The organism is Aeromonas sp. R10-1 (assembly GCF_040908465.1).
In the GTDB taxonomy this organism is placed as follows: Bacteria; Pseudomonadota; Gammaproteobacteria; order Enterobacterales; family Aeromonadaceae; genus Aeromonas; species Aeromonas caviae.
Genome location: NZ_JBFODT010000036.1, coordinates 74,740 through 100,477, shown reverse-complemented (window position 1 = coordinate 100,477; position 25,738 = coordinate 74,740). Strand labels below are relative to the sequence as shown.

Here is a 25,738-nt window from a genome sequence, read left to right as displayed (position 1 = left end):
CGCTCAATAGAGCAGGCTGTAGAGCTTGCGACGATAACTCTGTGCCGCCGGGTGCGCACCCATGGTTGCCAGCACATCGAGATAGATCTTCTTGGCATCGCCAAAGGCGAGATCACGTTTGAGGATGGTGAACAACAGGGCCAATGCCTCCTCCTGTCTACCAACCTGGCTGTAGAGCACCGCCAGCTCCTGAGCGAGGGCATGGTCATCAGGCTGTTCAGCGTGGCGCAGCTCCAGGGCGCGCAGCTCAGGACTGTCGCTGGCCTGCAGCGCCAGCGAGAGGCGGGAGCTCAGGGTCTGGTAATGGTCATCCTGTGCCACCATGGGGATGGTCGAAAGCAGGCTCTGCGCCTCGTCAAGGAGATTGAGATCCAGCGCGGCCTGTATCAGCCAGAGCGTGATGTCGTGACGCTCGGGTGCGAGGCGATGGGCCTGGCCAAGATGGGTGTGCGCCACATCGGCTTGCCCGTTCTCCAGCGCCTGCTTTGCCTGATCGAGCAGCAACTCCTCCTCTTTGGGGGCAAAGGCGGCGAAATACTGGCGCAATGTGGCTTCATCCTGCGGCCCTTCCAGAATGGCCTGTTCATCCGGGCGCCCCTGATGGAACAGCACCAGCGCGGGCAGTGCGCGCAGGGCAAGCTGGCTGGCCAGAGGCTGCAACTGGGGGTCGTTCATGTCGACTTTGGCAAGGGTCACCGCCGCATTGGCCGGGCCGACCAGCGCCTCCACTTGCGGGGTCATGGCTTGGCACTCCGGCATCTGGGGGGCGTGGAAATAGATGACGACCGGCTTTTTCATGGACGCATCGAGCAATTCTGCGTGGAAGTTCTGGGGAGTGATGTCGACGATCATGAGGCTGACTCTCGAAAAATGGTGTGGATCAACATGGGGTCCAGCGGGATGGAATTCAAGCGCGCATCCAGCAGATGGGCATCGACCCGGCGAGTCGGGGCAGCCAGGCTGAGCCATCCGCTGCCCGCGGGCCAGTCGCGGATTTCATAGTGGCGATTGTCGAGATGATTTTTGAGCTGCCATGCCTGCTCCGGAAGGAAGCAGATTTTGTCGAGTCCGGCGGAAATACCATCGCCATGCGCCTTGAGCACAGCTTCCTTGCGAGACCATAGTCGATAGAAGGCCGAATGTTGCTCCTCTCGGGGCTGGGTGTTCAACCATTGGTATTCGCTTGGCGCATAGAAGCGTTTGGCCAGCGGCAGTATGGGGCGGTGACGCAATCCCATCTCGATGTCCACCCCAAGGGGGCCCTCCTCACAGAGGGCGATCACCAGCCACTCTCCGCTGTGGCTGAGGTTGAACTGCCAGCGATGACTGAGCAGTGTCGGTTTGCCATGCGCACCGATGCCAAAAGTCAGGGCATCGGCCCGGCAATGGAGTCGCTCGGCCAGCAGGCGGCGCAGCAGCACCCGGCCGAGCAGGTACTCATGCTGGCGACCCGCCTGCTGGATCTCGTGCCAGTGACGGCGTTCATCCGGGGCGAGTTCGGATGCCAGCCTGATCACCAGGTCTGAATCAACGCTTGCCGTATTTAACAAATAGAGATCCGCAGATAGCATAATATTTCACTTAAAAATGGGGGCGAAATAGCGATAACAGTCCGTTTGATGCGCTCAAAACCGATGCTTTCGAGATTGTATATTGTTTGGGCATGATCACATAAATTGCGCTAAACAGAGCATTTCCTTGCAAAAATGTGAGGTCGATTGGGATTTTCGCTTGCCTCGATAGAATTCTTGGATATAGTCGGATGCTGTTGCCTTATAAATTGCCCTTTCGGGCTGCATTTTAACAAGTTTCACTCTTTTTGCGGGGATAAAGGATTGCGCCACCTGATGCTACTGCTGGTCGCGCTCGGAATGGTGGGTTGTGCATCGGCACCCCAACCCGAGGTCGCGAGCAAGATCGAGGTTTCCATGATGGAACCCGTGATTGAACCCGAAGTTTCACCAACCCCTGACGTCAACGAAATCCTGACTGTATACAAAGAGTGGCGCGGCGTTCCTTACCGGATGGGAGGCAGCAGCCAGCGAGGCATCGATTGCTCCGCCTTCGCCCGTGAAGTGTTCCGCAATGCCGTCGGCATCGAATTACCCCGCGATACCCGCTCCCAGGTCCATGAAGGCACCCGGGTTTCCAAACAGGATCTGGTCGAAGGAGACCTGGTCTTCTTCAAGATCAACCGCCGCCTCAATCACGTGGGCATCTATGTCGGCAATGGCGAATTCATCCATGCCTCCACCCGCGCCGGGGTGACACGCTCCAAGCTCGACAGCAGTTACTGGCGCAGCAAATTCTGGCAGGCACGCCGGATAGACATCTGAGTCAGGCTGGACAAACGGCTCGCAGTACGGACTGTTTTTCCAACCTCACTTGAACCGGGCCCTCAGGGCCCGGTTTTTTTATGACCCTCGTTTAGACTTTCCCTGGTCGACTCTCTATAGTGTGGCCCCCTTGATCCTCGGCAGGTCCAGCATGACACCCCAGCAGAAAACCGGATTGCACCCGCGCAATCGCCATCAGGCACCCTACGACTTCGACGCGCTCTGCCAGCGTACCCCGGCGTTGACGCCTTTCGTGTTCACCAACGAGCACGGCACCCGAACCCTGGACTTTGCCGATCCGGCCGCCGTCAAGACGCTCAACCGGGCATTGCTGGCACTGCACTATGGCATTGCGCATTGGGATCTGCCCCCCGGCTATCTCTGCCCGCCCATTCCGGGCCGGGTAGACTACCTGCATCGAGCCGCGGATCTGCTGGCCGAGAGCGCGGGATACGTACCGACGGGCAAGCAGGTTCGAGTGCTGGATGTCGGTGTCGGGGCCAACTGCATCTATCCCTTGCTGGGCGCCCGGGAGTATGGCTGGCGCTTCGTGGGCTCAGACATCGATCCTGTGTCGGTGAAGGCGGCGACCCTGCTGGCCACCAGCAATGGGTTGGGCAACCAGATCACATGCCGTCATCAGGGTAACCCCAAGCATGTCTTTCGCGGGATCCTGGGGCCGAAGGAGCACTTTGCCCTGACTCTGTGCAACCCGCCGTTTCATGCTTCTCTGGCGGAAGCGAGCAAGGGGACGGAGCGCAAGCTGCGCAACCTGGGCAAGGGCCAGGCAGTGGCCGGGGCGCCCGTGCTCAATTTCGGCGGTCAGAAGGCCGAGCTCTGGTGCGAGGGAGGCGAGGCGGCGTTTCTGGCGGCCATGATAGAGCAGAGCAAGGAGTTTGCCAGCCAATGCCTCTGGTTCAGCTCGCTGGTGTCGAAAAAGGAAAATCTGCCGGCCGCCCGCAAGGCGCTGGTCAGGGTCGGTGCACGGGAAGTGCGGGTGCTCGAGATGGCGCAAGGCAACAAGGTGAGCCGGATCCTCGCCTGGAGTTTCCTGGACGATGGGCAGCGCAAGACCTGGTGGACAGCCCAGGGGAGATGATCGAGGACGGGGCTCAGTGGCGACACGGGCCCCGTCTCTTTTTCAGATCAGATGTTGATTCGTTTGCAGCCTTCCATTCAATCGTTTTCCTGCCCGTGTTTGCTCGCATGTTAGTGACCACTCTCGCGCCTGGTACAGGTGTACGCCGAGATTTTTTTGTACTTGCTGATGAAACTTTCATAAAATAGGACTGGTTAGACCTCTTTACAGGCTTTGAATCGAATAGGGATCGGTAAATGAAAGTTGTCGATTTTCTGAAGCACAAGCGCGAAATTCTGGCGCAACACCCCTTTGAGCTCAAGGATTGGCTCTCTCCGGCGATCCGCGACTACTGGCGTGAGTTTCAGCAAAAGGCACACCTTCACCCCTTGCTGGGAAGAGTGCTGGATCTGCAGGGGGAGTCACAGGATGCCCGCCAGCAAGAGACTGCCAGAGTCACCCAGGTCGCGAATGGCCAGCCTGCCCTGGCGCAGGATCCCGTGGTGGAGCTCGAAGGCGAAGCGGCGGCACTCTATGCCGAGTTGCAGACCCGCATCGGTGAAGAGACCCATGTAGGTGAGTGGTTGCAGGTCACCCAGGCGTTGATCAACCAGTTCGCGACCGTGACCGGCGATCATCAGTGGATCCACACCGATCCCGAGCGTGCGGCAGCCGAGTCTCCCTTCAAGACCACCATTGCCCACGGCTTCCTGACTCTGGCCCTGCTGCCCCAGTTGACCGGTTCGGTGGACGAGAGCACGCCGGAGTTCCCGACCGCTCGCATGGTGGTGAATTTCGGTCTGGAACAGGTCCGCTTCCCTTATCCTATCAAGGTGGACAGCAACATCCGCGCCCGTACCAAGCTGTCGCGTGTCACGCCCATCAAGGGAGGCATCGAGCTCCTCAAGGAGATCAAGATAGAGATCGAGGGGATCCGTCGCCCTGGCTGCGTCATCGAGTCGGTCACCCGGATCTATTTCTGACGCGCTCGTCTTGCGTCCATGAACACAGGCCCACTTCGGTGGGCCTGTGTCGTTTCTGGCGGGTTAAAAACTCGCCCCTAGGGTGATGAGGTGACGCCACTCCTTCTCGCTCACATCCATGTGCAGTCCGTGGTAGTCGAGCCAGGCATCATCCCAATCCAGCTCGCTTGACCAGGAGAGACGCAGATGATCGCTGAAGTAATACCTGAGGCCCAGGCTGCCGCTGACGGACTGCTTCCTGGTCAGATAGGGGGAGGGTTGGTCGACGAACCTTTCATAACTGCCCTTGCCAAACAGCTCGAACTTCTCTTCCCAGAGTGCCAAGGGCTGCCTGTAGTCCCAACCCAGGCTGACGAAGGGGTAATTGATGATCCTGTCGTCAAACAGGTCTGAATTGCTCCACACCTCCGGCCTGAAATAGGCCCGTTCCAGACCGAGCTGGCTGATGAGCTCCAGCCGGCGTTGCCTGTCATTCCAGAAGCGGTAGCCGGGGCCGGAAGCGTAGTCAATCTCCAGATAGCTCGCCTCGATCATGTTGTAATCGATGTCGACGGAAGATCGCAGGAACCAGTGATCGTCGAAGAAGAAGTCGAGCTTGGGCTTGAGCTTGTATTCGTGGCTGTCGGTGACGTTGTTCGCCGTTTCGTAGATGTACTCGCCATCCAGGCTGTAACGCCAGTCCAGATTGGCAAACTCGGTGGAGACCTTGAGATTGACGTTGTTGGTCCTTTTGGCGTTCTCCTTGAGCTTGATGTTGAGATCCCCGTTCCCCGTCAGCAGCCAGGCATTGGCCTCGTCAGGAGAGTCCAGCAGGGGGATCCCCGTCTTGGTGAGCGGCTTGGGTTTCTCCTGCTTGTCCAGACGCCAGCGTTTGATGGCGTGGCGCGGGACCGTCATGGCCTGGCTGTAGGCGGGCTTGATACGGATCTGCTCGTCCGTGATCTCTTCTATGGTTCCGCTCAGTCGATCACCGTTGTGCATCCAGAGGATGTCCGCCATCGCCGAGGAGCCAGGCAGCAGAAGCAACAGGCAAACCACATGACTGATTCTGTTCATGGTGGTCAGGCCTTCAGCCACTCACGGGCTTGGGCAGCCCGCTCTTGTGCTCGAGCAGTGCGGTCACCCGGGCACTGTCGATGTCGGGGGCGGCGATGAACTGCTCGGCTTCGGGGGAGAGCACCAGCGGTGCCCCTTGTGCCATCTCCGCTTCGGTGCGGGAGAGGGGGGAGTGTACCTCCAGCCAGCGACGACCGTCGGGTTCCACCGCCATCTTGACCGGCTGGTTGATGACCCGGACCGGGGTGCCGACGGGAACAAGACCAAACAGGGTTTCGATGTCATCCGGGCGCAGCCGGATACAACCCGCGCTGACTCGCAGACCGACCCCGAAATCCTTGTTGGTGCCGTGGATGAGGTAGTCCTTGTTGCCATAGCCAAGGCGCATGGCGAACTTGCCGAGGGGGTTGTCGGGGCCGGGGGGGACCACGGCGGGCAGATCGATCCCCTTCTGCTCCAGCCAGGACTTGCGGACCATGGGGCCGGGCACCCAGGTCGGGTTGGGATTTTTCGCGATGACGGTGGTGGTCATCTCCGGCGTCTCGCGGCCGATGTCACCGATCCCGATGGGCAGCACCATCACCTCCTGCTTGCCCTTGGGGAAGTAGTAGAGGCGAAGTTCAGGCAGGTTGATGACGATGCCTTCTCGCGGCACGTCGGGCAGCAGCATCTGGGTCGGCAGAGTGAGCCGGGTGCCCGGGGGGGGCAGATAGGGGTCTACGCCGGGATTGGCTTCGAGCAGTGCCAGAAAGCCTGTCCGGGTATGCTTGCCGATCAGTTCCAGATGATCGCCAGGCTGTACGATGTAATCTTCCAGGGCGCCGATGAGACGGCTGTCCGCTGGCGGCAGGGGATAGGTGTTGGACCAGACAGGTGCGGCCCAGAGGCTGGCGGCAGCCAGCAGCAGTGAGACGATACGAGTGTTGAGCATGGTTGTTCCTATCGGCTGGGGCGAGGGACGGGTTCCCTTCCAAAAAATGAGCAGAGATTGTCAACGAATCCCTCGGGGATTACCAGTCCGGCACCATGACTGCCGGGAGGGCGGTGGCGAGCGCGTCACAGGGTGTCACTGGCCCATCAGGCTCGCCGTATTCACCCGCCGGGAACCGGGTACAGGGTGGAGACAATGAGCGAGGAGGCGTTGCCGGGTGAAAGTCACTGGCGTTGGGAGGGGCGGGATCGCCGGATGGCGGTTTTATCGCCAGTCGTCTGATCTGCAACGAGATTTACATTGATTTCCCGGCTAGGGTTGGGTCAATATGAGTGCCCGTGGAGAGATGCCGGAGTGGCCGAACGGGATTGACTCGAAATCAATTGTGGCAGCAATGCCACCCAGGGTTCGAATCCCTGTCTCTCCGCCATTTATTCCCCTCAAGCCCGCGTCCGTCGCGGGTTTGTCATTTCTATCTCATCTCTGTCCATCCCCCGGCTCAGCCATCTCCCAATGTCTTTTCCGATTTGGGGCCTGTGGTCACGGGGTAGCGAAGCCTCACCCCATTCTCTCTAATGTCCATTCACCTGATTAGCCACTTGCCGGCCCAGACAGGTCTCCCGGGCTCATCACCAACATGGTGATGGGGAATGGGCCCGCACCTGCAGGGCCATCTGGCCGCCCCCGCGAGCTCAGCCATCGCGATCCCCCTGAGAGGTGCAGAAAGCGTGCGGGTAGATGTGTCCAGAGCAGGCCATTGGTGCTTGGTTTTCTATCCCGCAGCCATCATCAGAGCAACGTGGCTGCGGGTTGGAGACTCATGCCTTGCGGCTGGCGAGCTGGCGAAGGCGCTGGGTGCTCTGGTGCAGACTCTGGTGCTGCACCTCGTTCAGGGCGCAGTGCTTGAGCACGTACTCGGCGCTGGCCACCACCGTCTTCCAGCGCGGTGCCTTGGGCAGGGTGTCGAGGTTCAGGTACTTGTCGAGGGTGCGGGTCTGGGGACTGGAGCGGTCCATGTAGACCCGCCACAGCTTGCTCTTCTCCGCCAGCACTATCTTGCCCTTGCCGGTGCTCTGCTGCCAGGTCTCCAGGGTGAGACGCATGGTGTCCACCAGGGCGCGGCGCAGAGGTTCGTCATCCTGCTGGCGAATGAGATCGTCCGCCAGCGACCTGAACTCCCCTCCCAGCCGGCTCAGTTCCCCCAGCAACTGGCCATCCTCGATGATGGCCTGGCGAGAGAGGCTCTTGAGGGCGTTCTCCAGTGCAGCCATGCGATTGTCGTCCTGGCGCGGTTCTGTGCCAAGGGTCAGCGCATAGGCGTGCTGCCCCCCCAGGTTGATGGGCAGGGCGCGGGCGTTGAGGGTGTCTCGCTGGCCCGCCACCAGGAAGTCCAGCTCCCGCTCCGGCTGCGCGGTCATGTCGGGCCACTGGCTTGCCAGCGGGGCGGCCAGCCACTCGTCCAGCATCTGCCCCTCCATGGCTTCCGGCTCCTGACCCAGCAGGCGAGCCAGGGCCCGGGAGGCAAACAGCACCCCTCCTTGCTCATCGAGGAAGACCATGGGGTCGGCCCCCTCGCCAAGCAGGGCGAGGAGCCGCTCCTGATCCTGGTGCAGTTGCTCCTGGAGCAGCAGACGGTGCTCTATCTCCTGTTTGAGCAGGCGGTTCTCCACCAGGGAGGCGCGCCCGGCGCTGGCCTCCAGCAGGGCTCTCACCCGGGCGAACAGCTCCTCCTTGCAGAAGGGTTTCACCAGATAGTCGTTGGCCCCGGCGTTGAAACCCTCTTCAATCTCCTTGGGCTGGTTGAGGGCGGTGAGCAGCAGCACCGGCAGCTTCTCCTTGGGGTGCTGCTGGCGCAGACGGCGGCAGACGTCGAAGCCCGAGAGGGTGGGCATCATCACGTCAAGCAGGATGAGATCCACCGGCTCCTGAGCCAGCTTGGTCAGGGCGTCGTGGCCGTCGCTGCTGGGCAGGATGCGATAACCGCAGGGCTGCAGCAGGTGGCGCAGTATGTGCAAATTGATGGGCTCGTCATCCACCACCAGGATGACGGGGGCATCTTGCGGCGGGGGCGGCAGATCCTCGCTCTCCCAGTCCGGCAGGATGACGGGTTGCTGGCGCACCAGCTGGTGCTCTATCTGGCGGCTGTCGAGGGTCAGGCTGCCCGCCTTGCCGCTGGCCAGCGGCAGGGTGAAGGCGAAGGTGGAGCCGACGCTCGGCTCGCTCTCCACGAACAGCTCCCCCCCCATCAGGTGCACCAGCTGGCGGGTGATGGAGAGACCGAGGCCCGCTCCCTGCTTGCTCACTTCCGGGCTCATCTGCACCAGGGGCTCGAAAATGTGCTCCAGATGGTCCCTGGCGATGCCGATGCCGGTGTCGGTCACCTTGATGCGCAGGAAGTTGCCCTCCACCTGGGCGCTCAGCACCACCTTGCCTTGGGGGGTGTACTTGATGGCGTTGCCCACCAGGTTGTAGAGCACCTGTTCGAGGCGCTGCTCGTCCGCCAGCACAGGGGGCAGCTCGGCGGGGCTCTTGTCCACCAGGGTGAGGGGCTTGGCCTGTACCAGGTGCTGGCAGAGATCCAGCACCAGCCGGATGACCCCCTTGGAGGAGACCGGCTGGGGGTGGATCTCCAGCTGGCCGTAGCGCATCTGGTGATAGTCGAGCAAGTCGTCCACGAGGCGCGCCAGACCGTCGGCGCTCTTGATGATGAGGCCGAGCTGTTTCTGCTGCCCTTCGCTCAGGTCCTGCTGGCTGGCGAGCATGGACTCGGCCATCCCCTTGATGCCGTGGATGGGGGTGCGCAGCTCGTGGGAGGTGTTGGCCAGGAGCTCGTCTTTGAGCTTGTCCGCCTGTTGCAGGCTGAGGTTCTGCTTGTGGGTCAGCTTGACCTGCTGTTGCAGCTCCTGGGTCTGGCGTTCGATGAGCTCGATCTTGTCCTTCACCGAGCGCTGCATGTGGCGAAATGCCTGGGCCAGCCGGTCGATGTCATCGTCGGTGCGGGGGATGGTGATGGGGTGATCCAGGGCGCCGTCCGCCACCTGTTCGGCGGCGGCGGTGAGGGATCGCAGGGGCGCCGTGATGGAGTGGGAGAGCCAGCGGGAGAAGAGGATCAGCAGCAGCAGTGAGCCAGCTCCCAGCAGGATCACCAGGGTCTCGAGCTGGCGGATGGGGGCATAGGCCTCGCTGGTGGAGATCTCGGCGATGAAGGCCCACTCGGTATCGAACACCTTCACCTGGGTATAGGCGGCCAGCACCTCGTCATCGTGGTAGGAGAGGAAGGGGCCGACCCCCTGCTCCCCGGAGAGGGCCTTGATGATGAGGGGGGTCTGCAGCGGTCGGAAGTCGGGGCTGAAGCTGTTCTCCACGCTGAATTCGGGGGCGAGCCAGGCGTTGGCGCGCATCCGCTTGTCCGGGCCGATGAGAATGGTCTCGCCGGTTGCGCCGAGCCCCTCCCGCTCCGCCATGATCTGGTTGAGCTTGTCCGGCAGCAGCTCGAAGATGACCACGCCGCGCACATAGTCGTATTGCATCACGGGGGCGGCGAGGTAGGCGACCACCTGGCCGGTCAGCTCGTTGCGGCCAAAATCGGTGAACTCGAAGAGCTGCTGGGGCTTCTGGCCGCCATCGAGGCGGCGCTTGATCTTGGCGAAGGTGTTGCCAAGACCGCTGGACTGGTAGGGGCCCGAGAGCAGGTTGGTGGCGAAGTTGGCCTGCTTGGTGACCGAGTAGACCACGTCACCGTTGAGGTCGACCAGGAAGATGTCGCTGTAGTTGGATTTGCGCACCATGTCGGCGTAGCCGCGATGGAAGCGCTGGTGGACGCGGCCATACATCTCGTCCGCCAGGATGAGGGCGCTGATGGAGGGCTCTATCTCCACCTGACTGTCAGGTTGTTGCAGCTTGTCCCAGGAGCCAGGCACATAGCGGGCCTGGGCGCGGGCACGGGCCTCCTGCGGCGTGGTGCCGAGCTTCTCGAAGGCACCGGTGAAACCGTAGAAGCGACCGATACTGTTGCCGGCAAAGTCCTGCTGGGAGAAGTTGATGATCTGCTCCTTGAGGTTGCCGAAGTAGTCTTGCAGCTGGTTTTTCTTGATGTTGCGCACCGAGACCAGATGGTTGGAGGTCTGGGTGGTGAGATCCTTGCCGTGGCTATAGAGGAAAAACAGGGTGACGACCAGGAAGGGCACCAGGCCCAACATGAAAAAAGCCAGCATCAGCTGCGGTCTGAGCCCCCGAGGTCTGAAGTTCCATTTCATCGCATGATTTTCAATTGAGAATCCAGTTACTAAGCGCGATGAGTTTCTGACTAAAGGCTAACTATTTCAATGGCTTTATCTTAAATTCGCTCGTCGGGTCACAGGGAGCGGGGGGATTTTCGACCAAGGCGTCTAAAGGGTGAGCAAACAGCACGGGAAAGGGCTTAAAGTGAGAAAAAAGGGTTGTGCCCGGGCTCGGGGTACGTATAATGCGCCTCGTTGTCAGGCAACTGGCACGCAAGCAGTCATGCGGGAATAGCTCAGTTGGTAGAGCACGACCTTGCCAAGGTCGGGGTCGCGAGTTCGAGTCTCGTTTCCCGCTCCAATACTCCATGGCACCAACCATGGACATCACTCTCAAGGCAATGCCTTGTCAGCATGGCGCGTTAGCAAAGCGGTTATGCAGCGGATTGCAAATCCGTTTAGTCCGGTTCGACTCCGGAACGTGCCTCCATCTTCTCCCTGTTATCCACGTCACTGATGTTGTCCATCCGCCATGGCGGCCCAGGATGATGCTTCATTGCATGTCAGTCAGCCGTGAACAACCCTCCCGTTGCCACGTCTTGTGCAGATGCTGATCCATCTCGGCCAATGCCTCGCCCCTGGATCCGGACCTCTCTTCGCCCTCCTGTTCTGCCAGCGCGGCCATCTCCTTTATCAGCAAACCGCATTGCCACAGGCTGGCGGTGGGGACCCCGTGATAGGGGATGTCGATGGCGACGTCACGATTGAGCCGCCACTCCTGCCACTGGCTCCAGGCGAGCACGCCCAATGCCCCCAGCAGCACTGCATCTGCAAGTTTCATCCTGTGTTCTCCCGTTCTGGTCCAGTCCTCGTTAACTCTGGAACAGGGGCCGCGTTTTGCCACCTTTGTTGTTTTTTAGTTAAAGAATGTAACCCGGTTTCATTTTTAGGCTTTTAGCCCCATTTTTTATCAAAAAATGGCGCTGTCGGTGTAGTAATCCTACAATGATTGGCGTAATCTTTGTTCAGTGGTCTTACCAGTGAGGCGTTACATCATGTTTCATCCCTTCTCCCTGACTCAGATAATCCTTCGCCGCATCTTTGTCCTGATGGCGGGTCTGCTCGCCTTCCCGGTGATGCTGTTTCGCCGGGATCGCGCCCGTTTCTACAGTTACCTGCACCGCATCTGGAGCAAGACCAGCACCAAGCCGGTCTGGCTCAAGATGAGCGAGCGAGGGGAGCGGATCTTCTACTGATCCTCCCCGTGACGCCCGCTTCACCCGGCGCCAGACTGGCGTGACAGGCAGGGCGCACCTCCCGATATAAAAAAACCGACACCCTGGTGTCGGTTTTTTTTATGGGTCTCGAACCGCCACCGGCCTTGTATCCATGGCCGGTCCACGTTGTCTCTTGTCCCTGTGGGCGACCCTTTATGCGGCAAACGCCGGCGCACTCTCAGCCGCACTCTCAGCCGCGCCCGTGCGACGTGACGGGAGGAAGGGCTGGCGGTACTCAGGGCGCAGGCCCCAGGGTGGCCAGCGCCGCGCGCAGACGGGCGAGGCCGATAGGCTTGAACAGGCAGTCGTTCATGCCGGCGGCGAGGCAAAGCTCCCGCTCGCGAGGCTGAGCATGGGCGGTGAAGCCCCAGACGGGCAGGTCATGGCCAAGGGCACGCAGGCTGCGTGTCAGCTCGAAGCCGTCCATCACCGGCATCTGGCAGTCGGTGATGACCAGATCGAAGGGGTGGCTGGCGAGGGCGCGCAGGGCCTCCAGGCCATTGCTGCGCACACTGACGTCGTGTCCCAGGTGCTTGAGCTGCTGGCGCAGCAGGATCTGGTTGGCGTGATTGTCATCGACCACCAGGATATGCAGCCGATGGGGGAGGGGTTGAGCCTGGTGGGGCTGGGGCGCCGGCATTGCCGTGATCGGGGCGGGGGGTTGCTGGGCGAGCGTGAGGGGCAGCCTTATCTCGAGCCGGGTGCCTTCGCCGACCTGGCTGTGAACGGCTATCTCCCCCCCCATCATCTGGCACAGGATGCGGGCGATGTTGAGGCCCAGCCCGCTGCCGGGGAACTGGCCCTGGCCGTGGGCGCGATAGAAGGGGGTGAAGAGCCGGGGCAGCTTGTCCGCGGGAATGCCGGCTCCGGTGTCGGTGATGGTGAGGTGCAGCACAGGAGGCTGCTCGCCCCCGGTCAGGGTGGCGGTAATGGCGACCCGGCCCTGCTCGGTGAACTTGATGGCGTTGCCGATGAGATTGAAGAGGATCTGGCGCAGGCGAAGGGGATCGATCAGCACCCTTGGCATGGGGGTGTCGGGCAGCCTGACCTCATAGATCAGCCCCTTCTGCTCGGCCATGCCCGCAAAGACCCGGGTGACGGACGAGAGCAGGGGAGCGAGATCGCAGGGGGTGGGAGTCAGGGTCATCTGGCCCGCCTCTATGGAGGCGATATCCAGGCTGTCCCCCAGCAGATCCAGCAGGCCGTTGGCGGAGTCGGCGGCGATGCGCAGCAGCTCGCCGCTGTGACGGCTGAGAGCGGGATCCTCGGTGGCCAGCTCCAGCATGCCGAGGATGGCGTTCATGGGGGTGCGGATCTCGTGGCTCATGGTGGCGAGGAAGTCGCTCTTGGCGCGGCTGGCGCTGTCGGCCTGCTGTTTGGCCTCGCGCAGCGCCTCTTCCAGCCGCTTGCGGTCCGTGATGTCTATCCAGCCGTCGATCACCCCGCTGATGGCCCCCTCCCCGTCGAAATAGGGCACCATCCAGTGATAGATGTCGCTCTGGGTTCCCCTGTGATGGAAGAGGCGATCCGCAAAGATGGGCTGCCCCTCCTGCAATACCCTGGCAAAGTCCTGCTCCAGCACGGCGATGCTGTCTGCATCGAGCACCCCTGACAGCCCCTGGGCGAAGGGCTGACCCAGGATGGCCTTTGGCTCGGCGCCGAGCTGGGTCAGGTATTTGCTGTTGCACAGCAGCACCTTGCCGCTCTTGTCCCGCACGACGATGGGGTGGGGCAGGCTCTCTCCCAGTGCCCGGATGAACCTGACATGGGCCTCCAGTTGCTGGCGGGAAGCCTGCTCGGCGCTGGCCATCCGCTTGAACATGCGGTTGCGATAGAGCAGCACCAGCGCCAGGGTGAGGAGCCCCACGAACACCAGGTAGACGATGTGGGCGTGGCGATCCATGAAGCCGGGCACAGGCAGTTTGCGGTTGCGCCACTCGTAACTCATCATGGCGAGCTCGTTGGGGGGGATGGCGAGGATGGTCTTGTCGAGGATCCCCATCAGCATCCCCTGTCCGGGCAGGCTGGCAAACCCCATCCGGATCGGCTCGTCATCGGCGGGGCCGGCGATGCGCAGCGGGCTCTGGGGATCATTGTCCAGCGCATGGCGGGCAAAATAGAGGGGCACGATGGCGGCATCCACCCGTCCCTGGGCGAGCACCTCCATCGCTTCTGCGGCACTCTCCACCTGGGTGATGCGGCTGCCCTCCAGTCTCTGTGCGAGGGGCACATGGTGCGTCATCGCCACCGTCTTGCCCGCCAGACTCCGGAGGGTGTCGATCCCTTGTTCCTCCTGGCTGGTGAGGATCACATAGATGTTGTCGGTGGCGTAGGGCACCGAGGTGTGCAGCCCGTAGTGTTCGGCCACCTGCTGGGAGATGGCGCCGATGAGGTCGATGGCGCCTGACTGCATGGCTTTTGCCAGTTGACGCTCGGAGTCTGCCCGCACGAACTCGAAGGTGAGGCCGGTGCGTGTGCGGATCTTGTCCAGCATGTCCACCGTCATGCCGACCAGCTGGCCGTCATGATCCAGGGCGCCATAGGGGTAGAGGTTGTCCATCAGCCACACCCTGATGGGGGGCGCTTGCCGCATCCAGGCCCGCTCGGCGGCATCATAGAGATCGGCGCTTCGCTCGTTCATGTCGCGGATGGGCCCGTTCCACTGGGTGAAGAGGGTGTTGCGCGCCCGGTCGTCGATGGCCGCCAGCCCCCGGTTGACCAGGCTGAGCAGGGCGGGCTCGGTGGCCGGGACGGCAAAGCGGAACTCGGCAGGCGCCAGCTCGGGCGGGGCCTCGCCCCGCTGGCGAAGGTTGTCGAAGCGCTCGCTGTTGAGGTAGTGGGTGGCGTGGGCATCCCCCAGCAGGATGTCGTCGCGGCCGAAGAAGACCGCATCGAACGCCTCCATGTTGGAGGGATAGGTCACCAGGGTGAGAGTGGGGTAGTAGCGGCCAAAGCGCGCCCTGTCTATCTGATCCCGGACGGCGGCCACCCGCTGTCCCGGTGTGAGCAGTGCCCCCCGATAACGTCTGGGCACGGAGAAGACGAGGGGGCTGCTGAAATAGGGGTTGCTCAGGCGGATCGCCCGGGTGTCACTGTCCGCCAGGGTGAGATTGCCGAGGCTGGCGAGGTGTATCTCCCCCCGTGCCAGGGCACGGAGCAGGTGCGCCTTGTCGGGGAAGGCGCTCAGGGCAACGGGTTTGTCCAGCATCCGGGCCAGCAGGTCGATGTAGTCGGCACTGAGCCCCTCGACGCGCTGGCGAGCGATCATGGTGAAGGGGCGGTAGTCCTCTTGCAGGATGCCGACCCGCAGTTGGGACTGCTGGCGCAGCCATCCGAGCTCCGCCTCCGACCAGCGGGGAGGCAGCGGGGCGGGATCGTAGCGGCTGTGCAGGGTCAGGGCCTGCACAGGTTGAAGGCAGAGCAGACAGAGCAGGATCAGTGTTCGATATAGGTTCATCTAGCCACCCGACGCGACAGCCATCCCTGCCAAGCCTCATCCAATGGCGGCCATTCTACCGGAAAATGGCTATAACGAGTCCGCTATTTCTCCACGCGCGTCGGCGAGAGCACGGCAAGCAGGGCGGCCTGGCCGCCCCGCCCTCAACCGAACTGGTAGGCCCCCATGTAGAGGCTGCCGTAATCCCAGCTGTCGTGCAGCTTTCGGGGTCTGTCGGCCCCCGCCGCGCCCAGCGCCACAAACAGGGGGCGCAGGTGATCGTCGTGGGGATGGGATTCCACCGCGCCCGGCGCCCGGGCCCGGTAATCTTCCAGCGCCCCTCTGTCTCCCTCTGCCATGGTCTGCTCCAGCCAGCGGGCAAACTGGCTCGCCCACTGGGGAACCGGCGAGCCGTCCGGCCCGAGGGCACGGAGGTTGTGGGTGATGGCGCCGGAGGCGAGGATGCCGATCCCTTGCTCGCGCAGCCCCTGCAATGCCTCCCCCAGTTGCCACAGCTGGGCTGGGGTGAAGCTGGCCGGGATGGCGATCTGCACCAGGGGGAGTTCACTGTCCGGATCCATCAGGGAGAGGGGGGACCAGACTCCGTGATCCAGCTCGCGGCGCACCGGGGTGGCAGGCAGACCGGCCAGCAGCAGCTGATCGCTCACCGCTTCCTGCAACCATTGCGGGCTCGTCGCGGGCCAGCGGATCTGGTAGAGGGGCTCGGGGAAGCCGTAGAAGTCGTACATCAGGGCCGGGCTGGGCTCGACGTTGATCTGCAGCTCGCTTCGGCTGAACCAGTGGGCCGAGATCACCACCAGCCCTCTGGCACCCTCGAGGCGCAGTTGCTTCAGGAACCGGGTCGCGGGCTGATCGCGCAGGACCAGATCCGGGGCGCCGTGGGAGATGAACCAGACAGGGGCGATAGACATGACAGACTCCATATGCGTTGTGCCGATGCGCGCGGCGCACCGACAACCCGAGGCCAGGGCGACATGCCGCTGACGATGTGGTCATTATCTGTCCCTATTAATGGGTTAACAATCAGGCTTTATGGATAAGCACTCTTCACTTTTGGTTGATAGTATGGCATCAGGGCGAGGGAGACCGGGGCAGAAACGACAACGCCGGCGCAGTGCGCCGGCGTTGTGATCAGGGTCCGTCGGACGTGGCCTCTGACGGGATGCCCCGCAGCACCACCGCCAAGATCAACGCAGGCCCAGTGCGGGTTTATTGAATGCCCAGCAGCTCCACGTCGAAGATGAGGACTGAGCCCGGCGGGATCTTGCCGGCGGCGCGATCGCCATAGGCCAGGTTGGCGGGGATGTAGAAGCGGGTCTTCTCCCCTTCCACCATCAGTTGCACCCCTTCGGTCCAACCCTTGATCACCTGGTTGAGGCCGAACTCGATGGGCTCGCCACGGGCGACGGAGCTATCGAACACGGTACCGTCCAGCAGCTTGCCCTCGTAGTGCACCTTCACCTTGCTGGTGGCGGTGGGGTGAACGGTGCCGGTGCCCGGGGTCAGCACTTCGTACTGCAGGCCGGAGGCGGTGGTGGTCACCAGGGGTTTTTCCTGGTTGCTGGCGAGGAACTCGGCCCCCTTGCGCACGTTCTCTTCCGCCAGCTTCCGGTTGTTGCTGCTGGAGTAGAAGTAGTAGGCGGCGCCGGCGATAAGAAGGGCTATCAGAATGAATTTCATCGGGTTTTCCTGTTCCTTGAAATCAGAGTGCGAGTGAGGGGGCATCTTATCCCAGCCGGGGAGGGAGGGCGAGGGGGGATGCCGGAGGATGTGACCGGACGGGCAAGGCACCGGGGGCATGATGCCCCCGGTTCGGATTTACTTGACGGCCACCATCATCAGGGCGGGCAGGGCGAAGAAGAGCCCGGCCACGTAACCCAGCGCCAGCAGCTTGTTCTCGCTGCCGACCCGGGCCAGGGTTTCGGCGGCCTTGATGGGCAGCTCCCGCAGGAAGGGCACCCCGTAGATGAGCGCCACGGCGAAGACGTTGAACAGCACATGCACGAAGGCGATGGTCAAGGCCAGCTGGGCGCCGGCGCCGCTGATGGCGGTGGCCGCCAGCAGGGCCGTGATGGTGGTGCCGATGTTGGCCCCCAGGGTGAAGGGGTAGAGCTGACGGGTGTTGAACACGCCGCCGCCCGCCAAGGGGATCATCAGGCTGGTGGTGGTGGAGGAGGACTGTACCATGACGGTCACCAGGGTGCCGGAGGCGATGCCGGTCAGGGGACCACGGCCCAGCGCCTTGTGCAGCAGCTCCTTGGCACGGCCCACCATGACCCGTTGCAGCACCTTGCCGAGGGCGGTGACGCAGCCGAGGATCAGCAGAATCCCGATGAGAATGGTGGCGATGGCGGGGCCCTTGCCCGGCAGGAAGGCGACGGCGCTGTCGATGAGATCCAGGGAGGGGGAGATGAGGGGCTTCATGAAGTCCATGCCCTTCATGGACATGTCGGCGGAGCCCATCAGCAGACCGGACAGCCACTCGGCACTCTTTTGCAGCAGACCGAACATCAGCTCCAGCGGCAGGAAGATGAAGACGGCCAGCAGGTTGAAGAAGTCGTGCACGGTGGCGGCGGCGAAGGCGCGGCGAAACTCGCCCCTGTCACGGATATGGCCGAGGGAGACGATGGTGTTGGTGATGGTGGTACCGAGGTTGGCCCCCATCACCATGGGGATGGCCATGCTCATGGGCAGGCCGCCCGCCACCAGGCCGACGATCACCGAGGTGACGGTGCTGGAGGATTGCACCAGGGCGGTGGCCAGGATGCCGAGCAGCAGGGCGACGAAGGGGTTGTTAGCAAAGGCGAAGATCTGGGCCGCGCCCTCGGCGCCGCCGGAGAACCCTTTAAAGCCGTGTGAGACGGCCCCGACGGCGACCAGGATCAGGTAAACAAAGGTGATCACCGCTAGCCAGTTGAACAGGGGGCCGGGACGACGGATCTGCTGGGGTGCGGAAGATGCGGTGCTGTGCATATGGCCTCTTGGGGTCGTTCTGCGTTGAAAATGGACGGGCGCATTACAACAAGGCTCCATGACAGAAATATGACAACGTGACACTTTTATGATGCTTTGGTGACAGGGCGGCAGGGGGCGTCGCAGACAAAAGGTGTCGGAGCAAACGCCGATATGGCGCCATCCGGCTCATCACCGGCCCCCGCCCTTGCACTGGGATCCCAGGGTTATATGCTGCGGGACTTTCCTGTCTTGAAACTGAGGAAGTGATGATGCGTGCATGGGTTTTGTGCCTCTCCCTGGGTCTGCTGTCTGCCGGTGCGCAGGCCAGCGTGTTCAAGTCCGAGTGCAACCTCGACAAGGCGGTCAGGAACGAGGCGATGAATGCCACCCTGGGGGTCAAGGGCAACTGCGATGCCGACAAGCTGGTGCGCCAGCAGAAGGAGAAGGCCAATGCCGAGGTGAAGAAACACACCACGGACGTGCTGGACAAGAAGACGGCGGGACTGAAAGAGACCAGGCAGCACACCAATGCGGCCCTGAACAAGCAGAGTGCCGGTGTGAAGCAGGCGCAGGACAAGGTCAACCAGACCCGCAAGGATGTCAACGCCGTGACCAGGGATCCGGTCAAGGCGGCCGCCACGGCCGTGCTCAATCAGGGGTGAGGGTCCGCGCACCGGACGTCTGAATGCAAGAAGGGGAGCCATGGGCTCCCCTTCTGTTTGGGCGTGTGTGCCGCCTTACTGGCCGTCGGCCGCTTCCTCGTACTGACGGAAGGGGATGCGGAACACGGCGAGGCGCAGGAAGAGGTAGGTGACCCCGATCCCCGCCCAGATGAGGCCAAGCTCCAGGGAGCTCTGCTCCAGGTTGATCCAGAGGGCGCCGATGGTGGCGGCCCCCAGCAGCGGCAGCACCAGGAACAGCAGGTGCTCCTTGAGGCTCTTGTTGCGCTTCTCGCGCACCCAGAACTGGCCGATCACCGAGAGGTTGACGAAGGTGAAGGCCACCAGGGCGCCGAAGTTCACCAGGGCCAGGGCCATGTCCAGATCGAAGGAGACCGCGGAGAGGGCCAGGGCCCCCACCAGCAACACGTTGATGGCCGGGGTGCGCCAGGTGGGGTGAATATAGCCGAACACCCGCTCCGGGATCATGCGATCGCGCCCCATCACGTAGAGGATGCGCGACACGCCGGCGTGGGCCGCCATGCCGGAGGCGAGCACGGCCGCGGTGGTGCACACCAGCACCACGCTCTGGAACAGGGTGCCACCCACGTAGAGGGCGATCTCCGGCAGCACGGCGTCCGGCTCCTTGAAGCGGGCCAGATCCGGGAAGAAGAGCTGCAGGCTGTAGGAGACGGTGACGAAGATGATGCCGCCGATGAGGGCCGTCAGCACGATGGCGCGGGGGATCACCTTGCCGGCATTCGGGGTCTCTTCGGAGAGGGAGCTCAGGCCGTCGAAGCCCAGGAACGAGAAGCAGAGGATGGTGGCGCCGGTGAACAGCGGCAGCATGCTGGCAGACTCCACATGGAACGGACGGCTGCTCATCAGGGTGCCGGCCCCTTCACCGTGACTCAGGCCCCAGGCGATGAGGCCGAGGAAGGTGACGATGATGGCGATCTGGATGAAGACGATGAAGCCGTTGAGGTTCGCCACCAGCTTGATGCCGCGCAGGTTCAGGAAGGTCATCACGGTCACCAGACCGAAGATGAAGATCCAGGGCTCCACGGTGGGGAACATGGCGGTCAGGTAGATCTTGGCCAGCAGGATGTTGATCATCGGCATGAACATGTAGTCCAGCAGGGAAGACCAGCCCACCATGAAGCCCACATAGGGGTGGAACACCTTCTGGGCATAGGTGTAGGCGGAGCCTGCGGACGGGAAGCGGCGCACCAGGTGGCCGTAGCTGAACGCGGTCAGCAAGATGCCGCCGAGCGCCAGCAGGTAGGCGGTGGCCACGCGACCATCCGTGATGTCACCGACGATGGCGAAGGTATCGAATACCGCCATGGGCGTGAGGTAAGCCAGACCCATCACCACGACCTGGAACAGGGTGAGGGTCTTGAGCAGCTTGGCACCGGCCATCACGCTTTCTCCTCTGCACAGGCCCCGTGGGCGAGATGGGACGGGATCAGGGACGCGGAAACGCGTCGCTGGACACAGGGGGCGCCCATCTGTGGCACAGATGCGTGGCGCACGCCGGCGGGGACCGGCAGGAAAGCAGTGAAATGCCCCATGTTTTTCCTCACAACGTCGGGAGATTGCTTGGCAATCTGGGTATCAATTCCGGCACATGGCCGGCCTCTTGGTGAATGGTGGTGTGCCCCAGAAAAGCAAAGAACCGATGTTGTTGAAACATCGGCTCTCAAGGGGCGCCGTATTGTGCCCTCAGGGGGGGGAGGAGACAAGCGAAAAAGGCCGCCAGCGGGGAATTTGTTCCCCCCGTGAGCGATCACTTCGCCACCGCTGCCGGAAAGTCGATGACAACCTTGTCATCAGGCGGGGCCCTGCTTTGCCGCCATGTGAAACCGGCGCCCTGGGGGCGCCGGTTTCACTCAGGAGGCGTCCTGCTCGGGGCGGCCGAGGCGGACCCGGAACACGGTGAGGCGCAGCAGCAGGTAGATGGCGCCGAGGGCGGCCCAGATCAGCCCCAGCTCGAAGGAGGCGGGCTCCAGGTTGAGCCAGAGCACCCCGATGCAGGCGGCGCCGCACAGGGGCAGGGCGAGGAACAGCAGGTGATCCTTCAGGGTCTTGTTGTGACCCAGCCTGAGATAGAAGTGGGCAATCACCGCCAGGTTGACGAAGGTGAAGGCCACCAGGGCGCCGAAGTTGATGAGCGCCAGCGCCATCTCCAGATCGAAGGCCACCGCCGAGAGGGCCAGCATGCCCACCAGCAGCACGTTGAGAGCCGGGGTCTGCCAGGTGGGGTGGATGTAGCCGAAGACGCGGCTCGGCAGGGCGCGATCCCGGCCCATCACATAGAGCAGGCGCGACACCCCGGCGTGGGAGGCGAGCCCCGAGGCGAGCACCGCTACCGTGGTGCAGACCAGCACCACCGCCTGGAACAGCTTGCCGCCCACATAGAGGGCGATCTCCGGCAGCACCGCATCCGGCTGCTGGAAGCGGGAGATGTCCGGGAAGAAGAGCTGCAGGAAGTAGGAGACCGAGATGAAGAGCACGCCGCCGATGAGGGCGGTGAGCACGATGGCCCGGGGGATCACCCGATCCGCGTTCGGGGTCTCCTCCGACAGGGTGGTGATGGCGTCAAACCCGAGGAACGACAGGCAGAGGATGGAGGCGCCGGTCAGCAGGGGATTGATGTGCATCTGCTCGGAGAAGAAGGGGCGGCTGCTCGCCACCGTGCCGAGCCCCTCGCCGTGGCTCACGCCCCAGGCGATGAGGCCGATGAAGACGGCGATGATGCTGAACTGCATGATGACGATCAGGCTGTTGAAGTTCGCCACCAGCTTGATGCCCCGCAGGTTCAGGAAGGTCATGACGGCGGCCAGGGCCAGGATGTAGGTCCAGGGGGCCACGCCGGGGAAGAGGGCCTCCATGTAGATCTTGGCCAGCAGCATGTTGATCATGGGCATGAACATGTAGTCGAGCAGGGAGACCCAGCCCACCATGAAACCCACATAGGGGTGGAACACCTTCTGGGCATAGGTGTAGGCGGAGCCTGCCGAGGGGAACTTGCGCACCAGGTGGCCGTAGCTCATGGCGGTGAACAGCATGCCGATGAGGGCGAGCAGGTAGGCGGTCGGCACATGGCCTTCGGTGATTTCGGTGACGATGCCGAAGGTGTCGAACACCGCCATGGGGGTGAGATAGGCCAGCCCCATGATGACCACGTGCCAGAGTTTCAGGCTTTTTTTCAGACCGGCGGGGTGCGGGTGCATCAGGCGATCCCCCGCAGGCAGGCTGACGGGATCAGGCTGACGGTGAGGTCATCCTGCATGGTGGGGGCGCCAGTCCGGGATGCGGACGGATGGCGCAGACCGGCGCGGGCCGGCAGGAAAGCGATGATATGCCCCATGGAGTTCCTCACTAAGAAGCGGGTGTCGTGAGATGGCGTGCCACCTCGTTATCATTTCCGGTCTGTTCCGGCCTCGTTATGGATTTGTTTGGCGCAAAAAAAGAACCGGGCTCCGATGAGCGGACGGTCCTTGAATACGGCGGCGCATTGTGCATTCGTGATGCCCCCTTGACAAGCATATCAAGGGAGCAAAAACGCATTTTTTTGCACGTGGGCGAACGCGGTCTTCCGGATCAGGCCAGGGAGGCGGACAGGGCCTGCTCCAGCAGGTCGAGCCCCTCGTCGACGATGGCCGCCGGGGCGGTCAGGGGGGCGAGGAAACGGATCACGTTGCCACGCACGCCGCAGGCCAGCAGCACCAGCCCCCGCTTGCCCGCCTCGGCCACCAGCCGCTTGGTGAGATCCGGGTCCGGTCTGGCGGCATCTCCCTCCTTCACCAGCTCCATGGCCACCATGGCGCCGGGGCCGCGGATGTTGCCGATGCAGTCAAACCGTGTCGCCAGCTGGTGCAGGCGTGCCTTGATCTGCTCCCCCTGGGCCAGGGCCTTCTGGTTCAGGCGCTCCTCCTCGATCACCTCCAGCACTGCCAGGGCGGCGGCGCAGGCGATGGGGGAGCCCGCGTAGGTGCCCCCCAGGCCACCGGGCTTGGCGGCGTTCATCACCTCGCTCTTGCCCACCACGGCAGAGAGCGGGAAGCCGCCGGCCAGGCTCTTGGCGAGGGTCATGATGTCGGGTTCGACACCGCTGTATTCGGTGGCGAAGGTCTTGCCGGTGCGACAGAAACCGGTCTGGATCTCGTCGCAGATAAGCAGGATGCCGTGCTGGTCGCACACCTGGCGTAGGCGCAGCATGAAGCTGGCGGAGGCGGGGTAGAAGCCCCCTTCCCCCTGCACCGGCTCGATGATGATGGCGGCCACCCGGGTGGGTTCGATGTCAGCGCTGAAGCAGAGATCCAGCGCGGCCAGGGCATCGTCTTCACTCACTCCCAGGTAGTCGGCGGGGAAGGGGAGGTGATAGACCTCCCCCGGGAAGGGGCCGAAGCCGGTCTTGTAGGGCACCACCTTGCCGGTGAGGGCCATGCCCATCATGGTGCGGCCGTGGAAGCCCCCCTTGAAGGCGATGGTACCGCTGCGACCGGTGTGGGCGCGGGCGATCTTGATGGCGTTCTCCACCGCCTCGGCGCCGGTGGAGAGGAAGAGGGTGCGCTTGGGGGTGGGGCCGGGCACCAGGGCATTCAATTTTTCCGCCAGCTCGATATAGCCGGAGTAGGGGGTGACCTGGAAGCAGGTGTGGCTGAACTTCTCGAGCTGCTCGCGCACCGCCGCCACCACCTTGGGGTGGTTGTGGCCGGTGTTGAGCACGGCGATGCCGGAGGCAAAGTCGATGTAGCGGTTGCCCTCCACGTCCCACAGCTCGGCGTTGTGCGCCCGGTCGATGAAGACCGGCAGCAGGGTACCGACCCCCTGGACCACGGCCGCTTCGCGGCGGGCCTGCCACTGCTGGTTGTTGCTTGAATGACTCATCTTTCCTCCCTGAGGGGCATGGGCCCCCGCTGTTCCTGTGCCATCTGGCCATATGTGTGCCGCCAACTGCCCTCGGGCAGGGCGGCCTGTTCGCAAAAGGGGCCCCGGGCGTGCCCTCAGGGCCCACAAGGCGCTCGGTCGTGACCGGCGACCCCCTCTTTCTATCTGTGAAAACGATGGGCTGCGTCATAACGCATCTGTTTTAACGATGCGATTGCCCCTTCACTCCCCTCAGCGAATGCCGCCAAAGCAGAGGTATTTGGTCTCCAGGTACTCCTCCAGCCCTTCGGCCGCCCCTTCCCGGCCCAGCCCCGACTCCTTGATCCCGCCAAAGGGGGCCAGTTCGGTGGAGATGATCCCCTCGTTGATCCCCACCATGCCGTATTCGAGCCCCTCGGCCACTCGCCACACCCGGGCGATGTCGCGGCCATAGAAGTAGGCGGCCAGGCCATAGGGGGTGTCGTTGGCAAGCGCAATGGCCTCGGCTTCCGTCTCGAAGCGCACCAGAGGCGCGACGGGCCCGAAGATCTCCTCGTCCAGAATGGGGTTGCCCCGGGTGACCCCGGTCAGGATGGTGGGGTGATAGAAGAGGGGACCGGCGGGATGGGCGTTGCCCCCCACCAGCACCCGGGCACCGGCGGCGACCGATTGCTGCACCAGCTCGGCCACCTTGCTGGCGGCGGCCGGGTTGATGAGGGGCCCGATCTGGACGCCCTCGCCCATGCCGTCCCCCACCTTGAAGGCCTTGACCGCGGCGGCGAGCTTCTCGGCGAAGGCGTCATAGACGCTGGCCTGCACCAGGATGCGGTTGGCGCAGACGCAGGTCTGGCCGGCATTGCGGTATTTGGACGCCAGGGCCCCGGCCACGGCGGCGTCGAGGTCGGCGTCGTCAAAGACGATGAAGGGGGCGTTGCCGCCAAGCTCCAGGGAGAGGCGCTTCATGGTGTCGGCGCACTGGCGCATCAGCAGTTTGCCGATGCGGGTGGAGCCGGTGAAGGAGAGCTTGCGCACCACGGGGTTGCTGCACAGCTCGTTGCCCACCGCGCTCGCCTGATGGGAGGTGACGATGTTGATGACCCCGGCGGGAATGCCCGCCTGCTCCGCCAGTACCGCCAGCGCCAGGGCGCAGAGGGGCGTTTCGGCGGCGGGCTTGATGACGATGGTACAACCGGCGGCCAGCGCCGGACCCGCCTTGCGGGTGATCATGGCGATGGGGAAGTTCCAGGGGGTGATGGCGGCTACGACCCCCACCGGCTGCTTGATGGTAGCCAGGCGCCGATCGGCGGAGAAGCCGGGGATGGTGCGGCCATAGGCACGCTTGCCCTCTTCCGCGAACCACTGGATGAAGCTGGCGCCGTAGGCCACCTCTCCTTTGGCTTCCGCCAGCGGCTTGCCCTGTTCGCAGGTCATGATACGGGCGAGCTCCTCCTGGTTGGCCATGATGCGCTCGAACCAGGCGTAGAGTTTGCTGCTGCGCTCCTTGGCGGTGAGGGCCGCCCAGGCGGGTTGCGCCGCGTGGGCGGCCGCGATGGCGAGGCGGGTATCCTCCCCGTCCATGTCGGGCACCTGGGTGATGACCTGGCCGGTGGCCGGGTTCAGGACCTCGAACCGGCGCCCGCCCAGGGACTCGCACCAGCGGCCGTCGACATAGGCCAGGGATTTGATCAGGGAGAGAGCAGGTTGTGATGCTGACATAAGTAAGGGGCCTCGATAGTGGGTCTGGGTGGCGCGTTTATGTGGGCACCGCCGTATAGAATAATAAGCACGTAACGACCATAAAATGAGCCGAAATGTTTTTCAAGTGTTAAATATATTTGAGTGAACTGGGCGTCACATGCTAGAAATGGGGCTGTTAGCGTGATTGTAGCGGTTTTCATTGCGCAGGGTGTG

Annotated in this window: 20 protein-coding genes and 3 tRNA genes; 8 read left to right on the top strand and 15 right to left on the bottom strand. The window is 63.0% G+C overall.

Annotated features, from left to right (window positions below):
* Window positions 1–3: 3 nt before the first annotated feature.
* Together AB5Y93_RS18075 and AB5Y93_RS18070 are read right to left on the bottom strand one after the other, a co-directional pair.
* Entirely contained in the window at window positions 4–852 is an 849-nt protein-coding gene (locus AB5Y93_RS18075; RefSeq protein WP_041214740.1) for a tetratricopeptide repeat protein, read from the bottom strand.
* A complete protein-coding gene (locus tag AB5Y93_RS18070; RefSeq protein ID WP_368229995.1) occupies window positions 849–1,571 on the bottom strand; it encodes a 4'-phosphopantetheinyl transferase superfamily protein in 723 nt (240 codons plus the stop codon). The genes AB5Y93_RS18075 and AB5Y93_RS18070 overlap by 4 nt, the downstream gene beginning before the upstream one ends.
* Window positions 1,572–1,847: 276 nt before the next feature.
* On the opposite strand from AB5Y93_RS18070, the gene AB5Y93_RS18065 reads away from it, so the two are divergent.
* The 3 genes from AB5Y93_RS18065 to AB5Y93_RS18055 all read left to right on the top strand — a co-directional run bounded on the left by AB5Y93_RS18065 (window position 1,848) and on the right by AB5Y93_RS18055 (window position 4,397).
* Window positions 1,848–2,336 carry a C40 family peptidase gene (locus AB5Y93_RS18065; RefSeq protein ID WP_039039319.1) on the top strand — a complete coding sequence of 163 codons (489 nt, stop codon included), beginning with the start codon at window positions 1,848–1,850 and terminating at the stop codon, window positions 2,334–2,336.
* Between the two features lie 151 nt (window positions 2,337–2,487).
* The gene (rlmF, locus tag AB5Y93_RS18060) at window positions 2,488–3,435 is read left to right on the top strand and encodes a 23S rRNA (adenine(1618)-N(6))-methyltransferase RlmF (RefSeq protein ID WP_368229994.1); all 948 of its coding nucleotides are present in this window, start codon (window positions 2,488–2,490) and stop codon (window positions 3,433–3,435) included.
* Window positions 3,436–3,671: 236 nt separating this feature from the next.
* Window positions 3,672–4,397 carry a MaoC family dehydratase gene (locus AB5Y93_RS18055; protein ID WP_201969436.1) on the top strand — a complete coding sequence of 242 codons (726 nt, stop codon included), beginning with the start codon at window positions 3,672–3,674 and terminating at the stop codon, window positions 4,395–4,397.
* 63 nt (window positions 4,398–4,460) lie between these two features.
* Here AB5Y93_RS18055 and AB5Y93_RS18050 read toward each other — a convergent pair whose 3' ends face one another.
* The gene (locus tag AB5Y93_RS18050) at window positions 4,461–5,444 is read right to left on the bottom strand and encodes a DUF481 domain-containing protein (RefSeq protein WP_368182453.1); all 984 of its coding nucleotides are present in this window, start codon (window positions 5,442–5,444) and stop codon (window positions 4,461–4,463) included.
* A 22-nt stretch (window positions 5,445–5,466) separates the two neighbouring features.
* The gene (locus AB5Y93_RS18045) at window positions 5,467–6,384 is read right to left on the bottom strand and encodes a L,D-transpeptidase family protein (RefSeq protein ID WP_368229993.1); all 918 of its coding nucleotides are present in this window, start codon (window positions 6,382–6,384) and stop codon (window positions 5,467–5,469) included.
* A gap of 340 nt (window positions 6,385–6,724) precedes the next feature.
* On the opposite strand from AB5Y93_RS18045, the gene AB5Y93_RS18040 reads away from it, so the two are divergent.
* Window positions 6,725–6,814: transfer RNA gene (locus AB5Y93_RS18040), tRNA-Ser, on the top strand.
* Between the two features lie 388 nt (window positions 6,815–7,202).
* Here AB5Y93_RS18040 and AB5Y93_RS18035 read toward each other — a convergent pair.
* The gene (locus tag AB5Y93_RS18035; RefSeq protein WP_368229992.1) at window positions 7,203–10,640 is read right to left on the bottom strand and encodes an ATP-binding protein; all 3,438 of its coding nucleotides are present in this window, start codon (window positions 10,638–10,640) and stop codon (window positions 7,203–7,205) included.
* 249 nt (window positions 10,641–10,889) lie between these two features.
* Here AB5Y93_RS18035 and AB5Y93_RS18030 point away from each other — a divergent pair.
* Both AB5Y93_RS18030 and AB5Y93_RS18025 read left to right on the top strand, forming a co-directional pair.
* Window positions 10,890–10,965 (top strand) — tRNA-Gly (locus AB5Y93_RS18030).
* Window positions 10,966–11,020: 55 nt separating this feature from the next.
* A tRNA-Cys gene (locus AB5Y93_RS18025) sits at window positions 11,021–11,094 on the top strand.
* Between the two features lie 63 nt (window positions 11,095–11,157).
* Here the strand turns inward: AB5Y93_RS18025 and AB5Y93_RS18020 are convergent.
* Window positions 11,158–11,445 carry a hypothetical protein gene (locus tag AB5Y93_RS18020; RefSeq protein WP_368229991.1) on the bottom strand — a complete coding sequence of 96 codons (288 nt, stop codon included), beginning with the start codon at window positions 11,443–11,445 and terminating at the stop codon, window positions 11,158–11,160.
* 214 nt (window positions 11,446–11,659) lie between these two features.
* Here AB5Y93_RS18020 and AB5Y93_RS18015 point away from each other — a divergent pair, with 214 nt between their 5' ends.
* The gene (locus AB5Y93_RS18015; protein ID WP_010673543.1) at window positions 11,660–11,860 is read left to right on the top strand and encodes a YbfA family protein; all 201 of its coding nucleotides are present in this window, start codon (window positions 11,660–11,662) and stop codon (window positions 11,858–11,860) included.
* A gap of 256 nt (window positions 11,861–12,116) precedes the next feature.
* On the opposite strand, the gene AB5Y93_RS18010 is transcribed toward AB5Y93_RS18015, so the two are convergent.
* From AB5Y93_RS18010 to AB5Y93_RS17995, 4 genes are all read right to left on the bottom strand, one after another.
* Window positions 12,117–15,338, bottom strand: coding sequence for a transporter substrate-binding domain-containing protein (locus AB5Y93_RS18010; protein WP_368229990.1), 3,222 nt, complete (start codon window positions 15,336–15,338; stop codon window positions 12,117–12,119).
* A 143-nt stretch (window positions 15,339–15,481) separates the two neighbouring features.
* Entirely contained in the window at window positions 15,482–16,249 is a 768-nt protein-coding gene (locus AB5Y93_RS18005) for a class III extradiol ring-cleavage dioxygenase (RefSeq protein WP_041213317.1), read from the bottom strand.
* Between the two features lie 298 nt (window positions 16,250–16,547).
* Window positions 16,548–17,018 carry an FKBP-type peptidyl-prolyl cis-trans isomerase gene (locus tag AB5Y93_RS18000; RefSeq protein WP_010673545.1) on the bottom strand — a complete coding sequence of 157 codons (471 nt, stop codon included), beginning with the start codon at window positions 17,016–17,018 and terminating at the stop codon, window positions 16,548–16,550.
* A gap of 138 nt (window positions 17,019–17,156) precedes the next feature.
* On the bottom strand, window positions 17,157–18,311 hold the full coding sequence (locus tag AB5Y93_RS17995) for a Na/Pi symporter (RefSeq protein WP_368229989.1): 1,155 nt from the start codon (window positions 18,309–18,311) through the stop codon (window positions 17,157–17,159).
* A 251-nt stretch (window positions 18,312–18,562) separates the two neighbouring features.
* Between AB5Y93_RS17995 and AB5Y93_RS17990 the strand changes: the two genes are divergently transcribed.
* Window positions 18,563–18,955 carry a hypothetical protein gene (locus AB5Y93_RS17990; protein WP_069651686.1) on the top strand — a complete coding sequence of 131 codons (393 nt, stop codon included), beginning with the start codon at window positions 18,563–18,565 and terminating at the stop codon, window positions 18,953–18,955.
* A 75-nt stretch (window positions 18,956–19,030) separates the two neighbouring features.
* On the opposite strand, the gene AB5Y93_RS17985 is transcribed toward AB5Y93_RS17990, so the two are convergent.
* The 5 genes from AB5Y93_RS17985 to AB5Y93_RS17965 all read right to left on the bottom strand — a co-directional run bounded on the left by AB5Y93_RS17985 (window position 19,031) and on the right by AB5Y93_RS17965 (window position 25,543).
* Window positions 19,031–20,374, bottom strand: coding sequence for an APC family permease (locus tag AB5Y93_RS17985; RefSeq protein ID WP_039039328.1), 1,344 nt, complete (start codon window positions 20,372–20,374; stop codon window positions 19,031–19,033).
* 470 nt (window positions 20,375–20,844) lie between these two features.
* Window positions 20,845–22,188 carry an APC family permease gene (locus tag AB5Y93_RS17980; RefSeq protein WP_041214747.1) on the bottom strand — a complete coding sequence of 448 codons (1,344 nt, stop codon included), beginning with the start codon at window positions 22,186–22,188 and terminating at the stop codon, window positions 20,845–20,847.
* On the bottom strand, window positions 22,188–22,325 hold the full coding sequence (locus AB5Y93_RS17975) for a hypothetical protein (protein WP_368229988.1): 138 nt from the start codon (window positions 22,323–22,325) through the stop codon (window positions 22,188–22,190). The genes AB5Y93_RS17980 and AB5Y93_RS17975 overlap by 1 nt, the downstream gene beginning before the upstream one ends.
* A gap of 233 nt (window positions 22,326–22,558) precedes the next feature.
* Entirely contained in the window at window positions 22,559–23,848 is a 1,290-nt protein-coding gene (gene gabT, locus AB5Y93_RS17970) for a 4-aminobutyrate--2-oxoglutarate transaminase (RefSeq protein ID WP_368229987.1), read from the bottom strand.
* Window positions 23,849–24,079: 231 nt separating this feature from the next.
* Window positions 24,080–25,543, bottom strand: a complete 1,464-nt coding sequence (locus AB5Y93_RS17965; protein ID WP_368229986.1) for an NAD-dependent succinate-semialdehyde dehydrogenase — start codon at window positions 25,541–25,543, stop codon at window positions 24,080–24,082.
* Between the last annotated feature and the right edge of the window lie 195 nt (window positions 25,544–25,738).

Coding starts and splice junctions, on each gene's coding strand:
- AB5Y93_RS17965 (WP_368229986.1), bottom strand. CDS start 25,543: ATGTCAGCATCACAACCTGCTCTCTCCCTGATCAAATCCCTGGCCTAT.
- AB5Y93_RS18000 (WP_010673545.1), bottom strand. CDS start 17,018: ATGAAATTCATTCTGATAGCCCTTCTTATCGCCGGCGCCGCCTACTAC.
- AB5Y93_RS18045 (WP_368229993.1), bottom strand. CDS start 6,384: ATGCTCAACACTCGTATCGTCTCACTGCTGCTGGCTGCCGCCAGCCTC.
- AB5Y93_RS17995 (WP_368229989.1), bottom strand. CDS start 18,311: ATGCACAGCACCGCATCTTCCGCACCCCAGCAGATCCGTCGTCCCGGC.
- AB5Y93_RS17985 (WP_039039328.1), bottom strand. CDS start 20,374: ATGGCCGGTGCCAAGCTGCTCAAGACCCTCACCCTGTTCCAGGTCGTG.
- AB5Y93_RS18010 (WP_368229990.1), bottom strand. CDS start 15,338: ATGAACCTATATCGAACACTGATCCTGCTCTGTCTGCTCTGCCTTCAA.
- AB5Y93_RS17980 (WP_041214747.1), bottom strand. CDS start 22,188: ATGCACCCGCACCCCGCCGGTCTGAAAAAAAGCCTGAAACTCTGGCAC.
- AB5Y93_RS18065 (WP_039039319.1), top strand. CDS start 1,848: ATGCTACTGCTGGTCGCGCTCGGAATGGTGGGTTGTGCATCGGCACCC.
- AB5Y93_RS18070 (WP_368229995.1), bottom strand. CDS start 1,571: ATGCTATCTGCGGATCTCTATTTGTTAAATACGGCAAGCGTTGATTCA.
- AB5Y93_RS17975 (WP_368229988.1), bottom strand. CDS start 22,325: ATGGGGCATATCATCGCTTTCCTGCCGGCCCGCGCCGGTCTGCGCCAT.
- AB5Y93_RS18020 (WP_368229991.1), bottom strand. CDS start 11,445: ATGAAACTTGCAGATGCAGTGCTGCTGGGGGCATTGGGCGTGCTCGCC.
- AB5Y93_RS18005 (WP_041213317.1), bottom strand. CDS start 16,249: ATGTCTATCGCCCCTGTCTGGTTCATCTCCCACGGCGCCCCGGATCTG.
- AB5Y93_RS18075 (WP_041214740.1), bottom strand. CDS start 852: ATGATCGTCGACATCACTCCCCAGAACTTCCACGCAGAATTGCTCGAT.
- AB5Y93_RS18035 (WP_368229992.1), bottom strand. CDS start 10,640: ATGAAATGGAACTTCAGACCTCGGGGGCTCAGACCGCAGCTGATGCTG.
- AB5Y93_RS17990 (WP_069651686.1), top strand. CDS start 18,563: ATGCGTGCATGGGTTTTGTGCCTCTCCCTGGGTCTGCTGTCTGCCGGT.
- AB5Y93_RS18055 (WP_201969436.1), top strand. CDS start 3,672: ATGAAAGTTGTCGATTTTCTGAAGCACAAGCGCGAAATTCTGGCGCAA.
- AB5Y93_RS18015 (WP_010673543.1), top strand. CDS start 11,660: ATGTTTCATCCCTTCTCCCTGACTCAGATAATCCTTCGCCGCATCTTT.
- gabT (WP_368229987.1), bottom strand. CDS start 23,848: ATGAGTCATTCAAGCAACAACCAGCAGTGGCAGGCCCGCCGCGAAGCG.
- rlmF (WP_368229994.1), top strand. CDS start 2,488: ATGACACCCCAGCAGAAAACCGGATTGCACCCGCGCAATCGCCATCAG.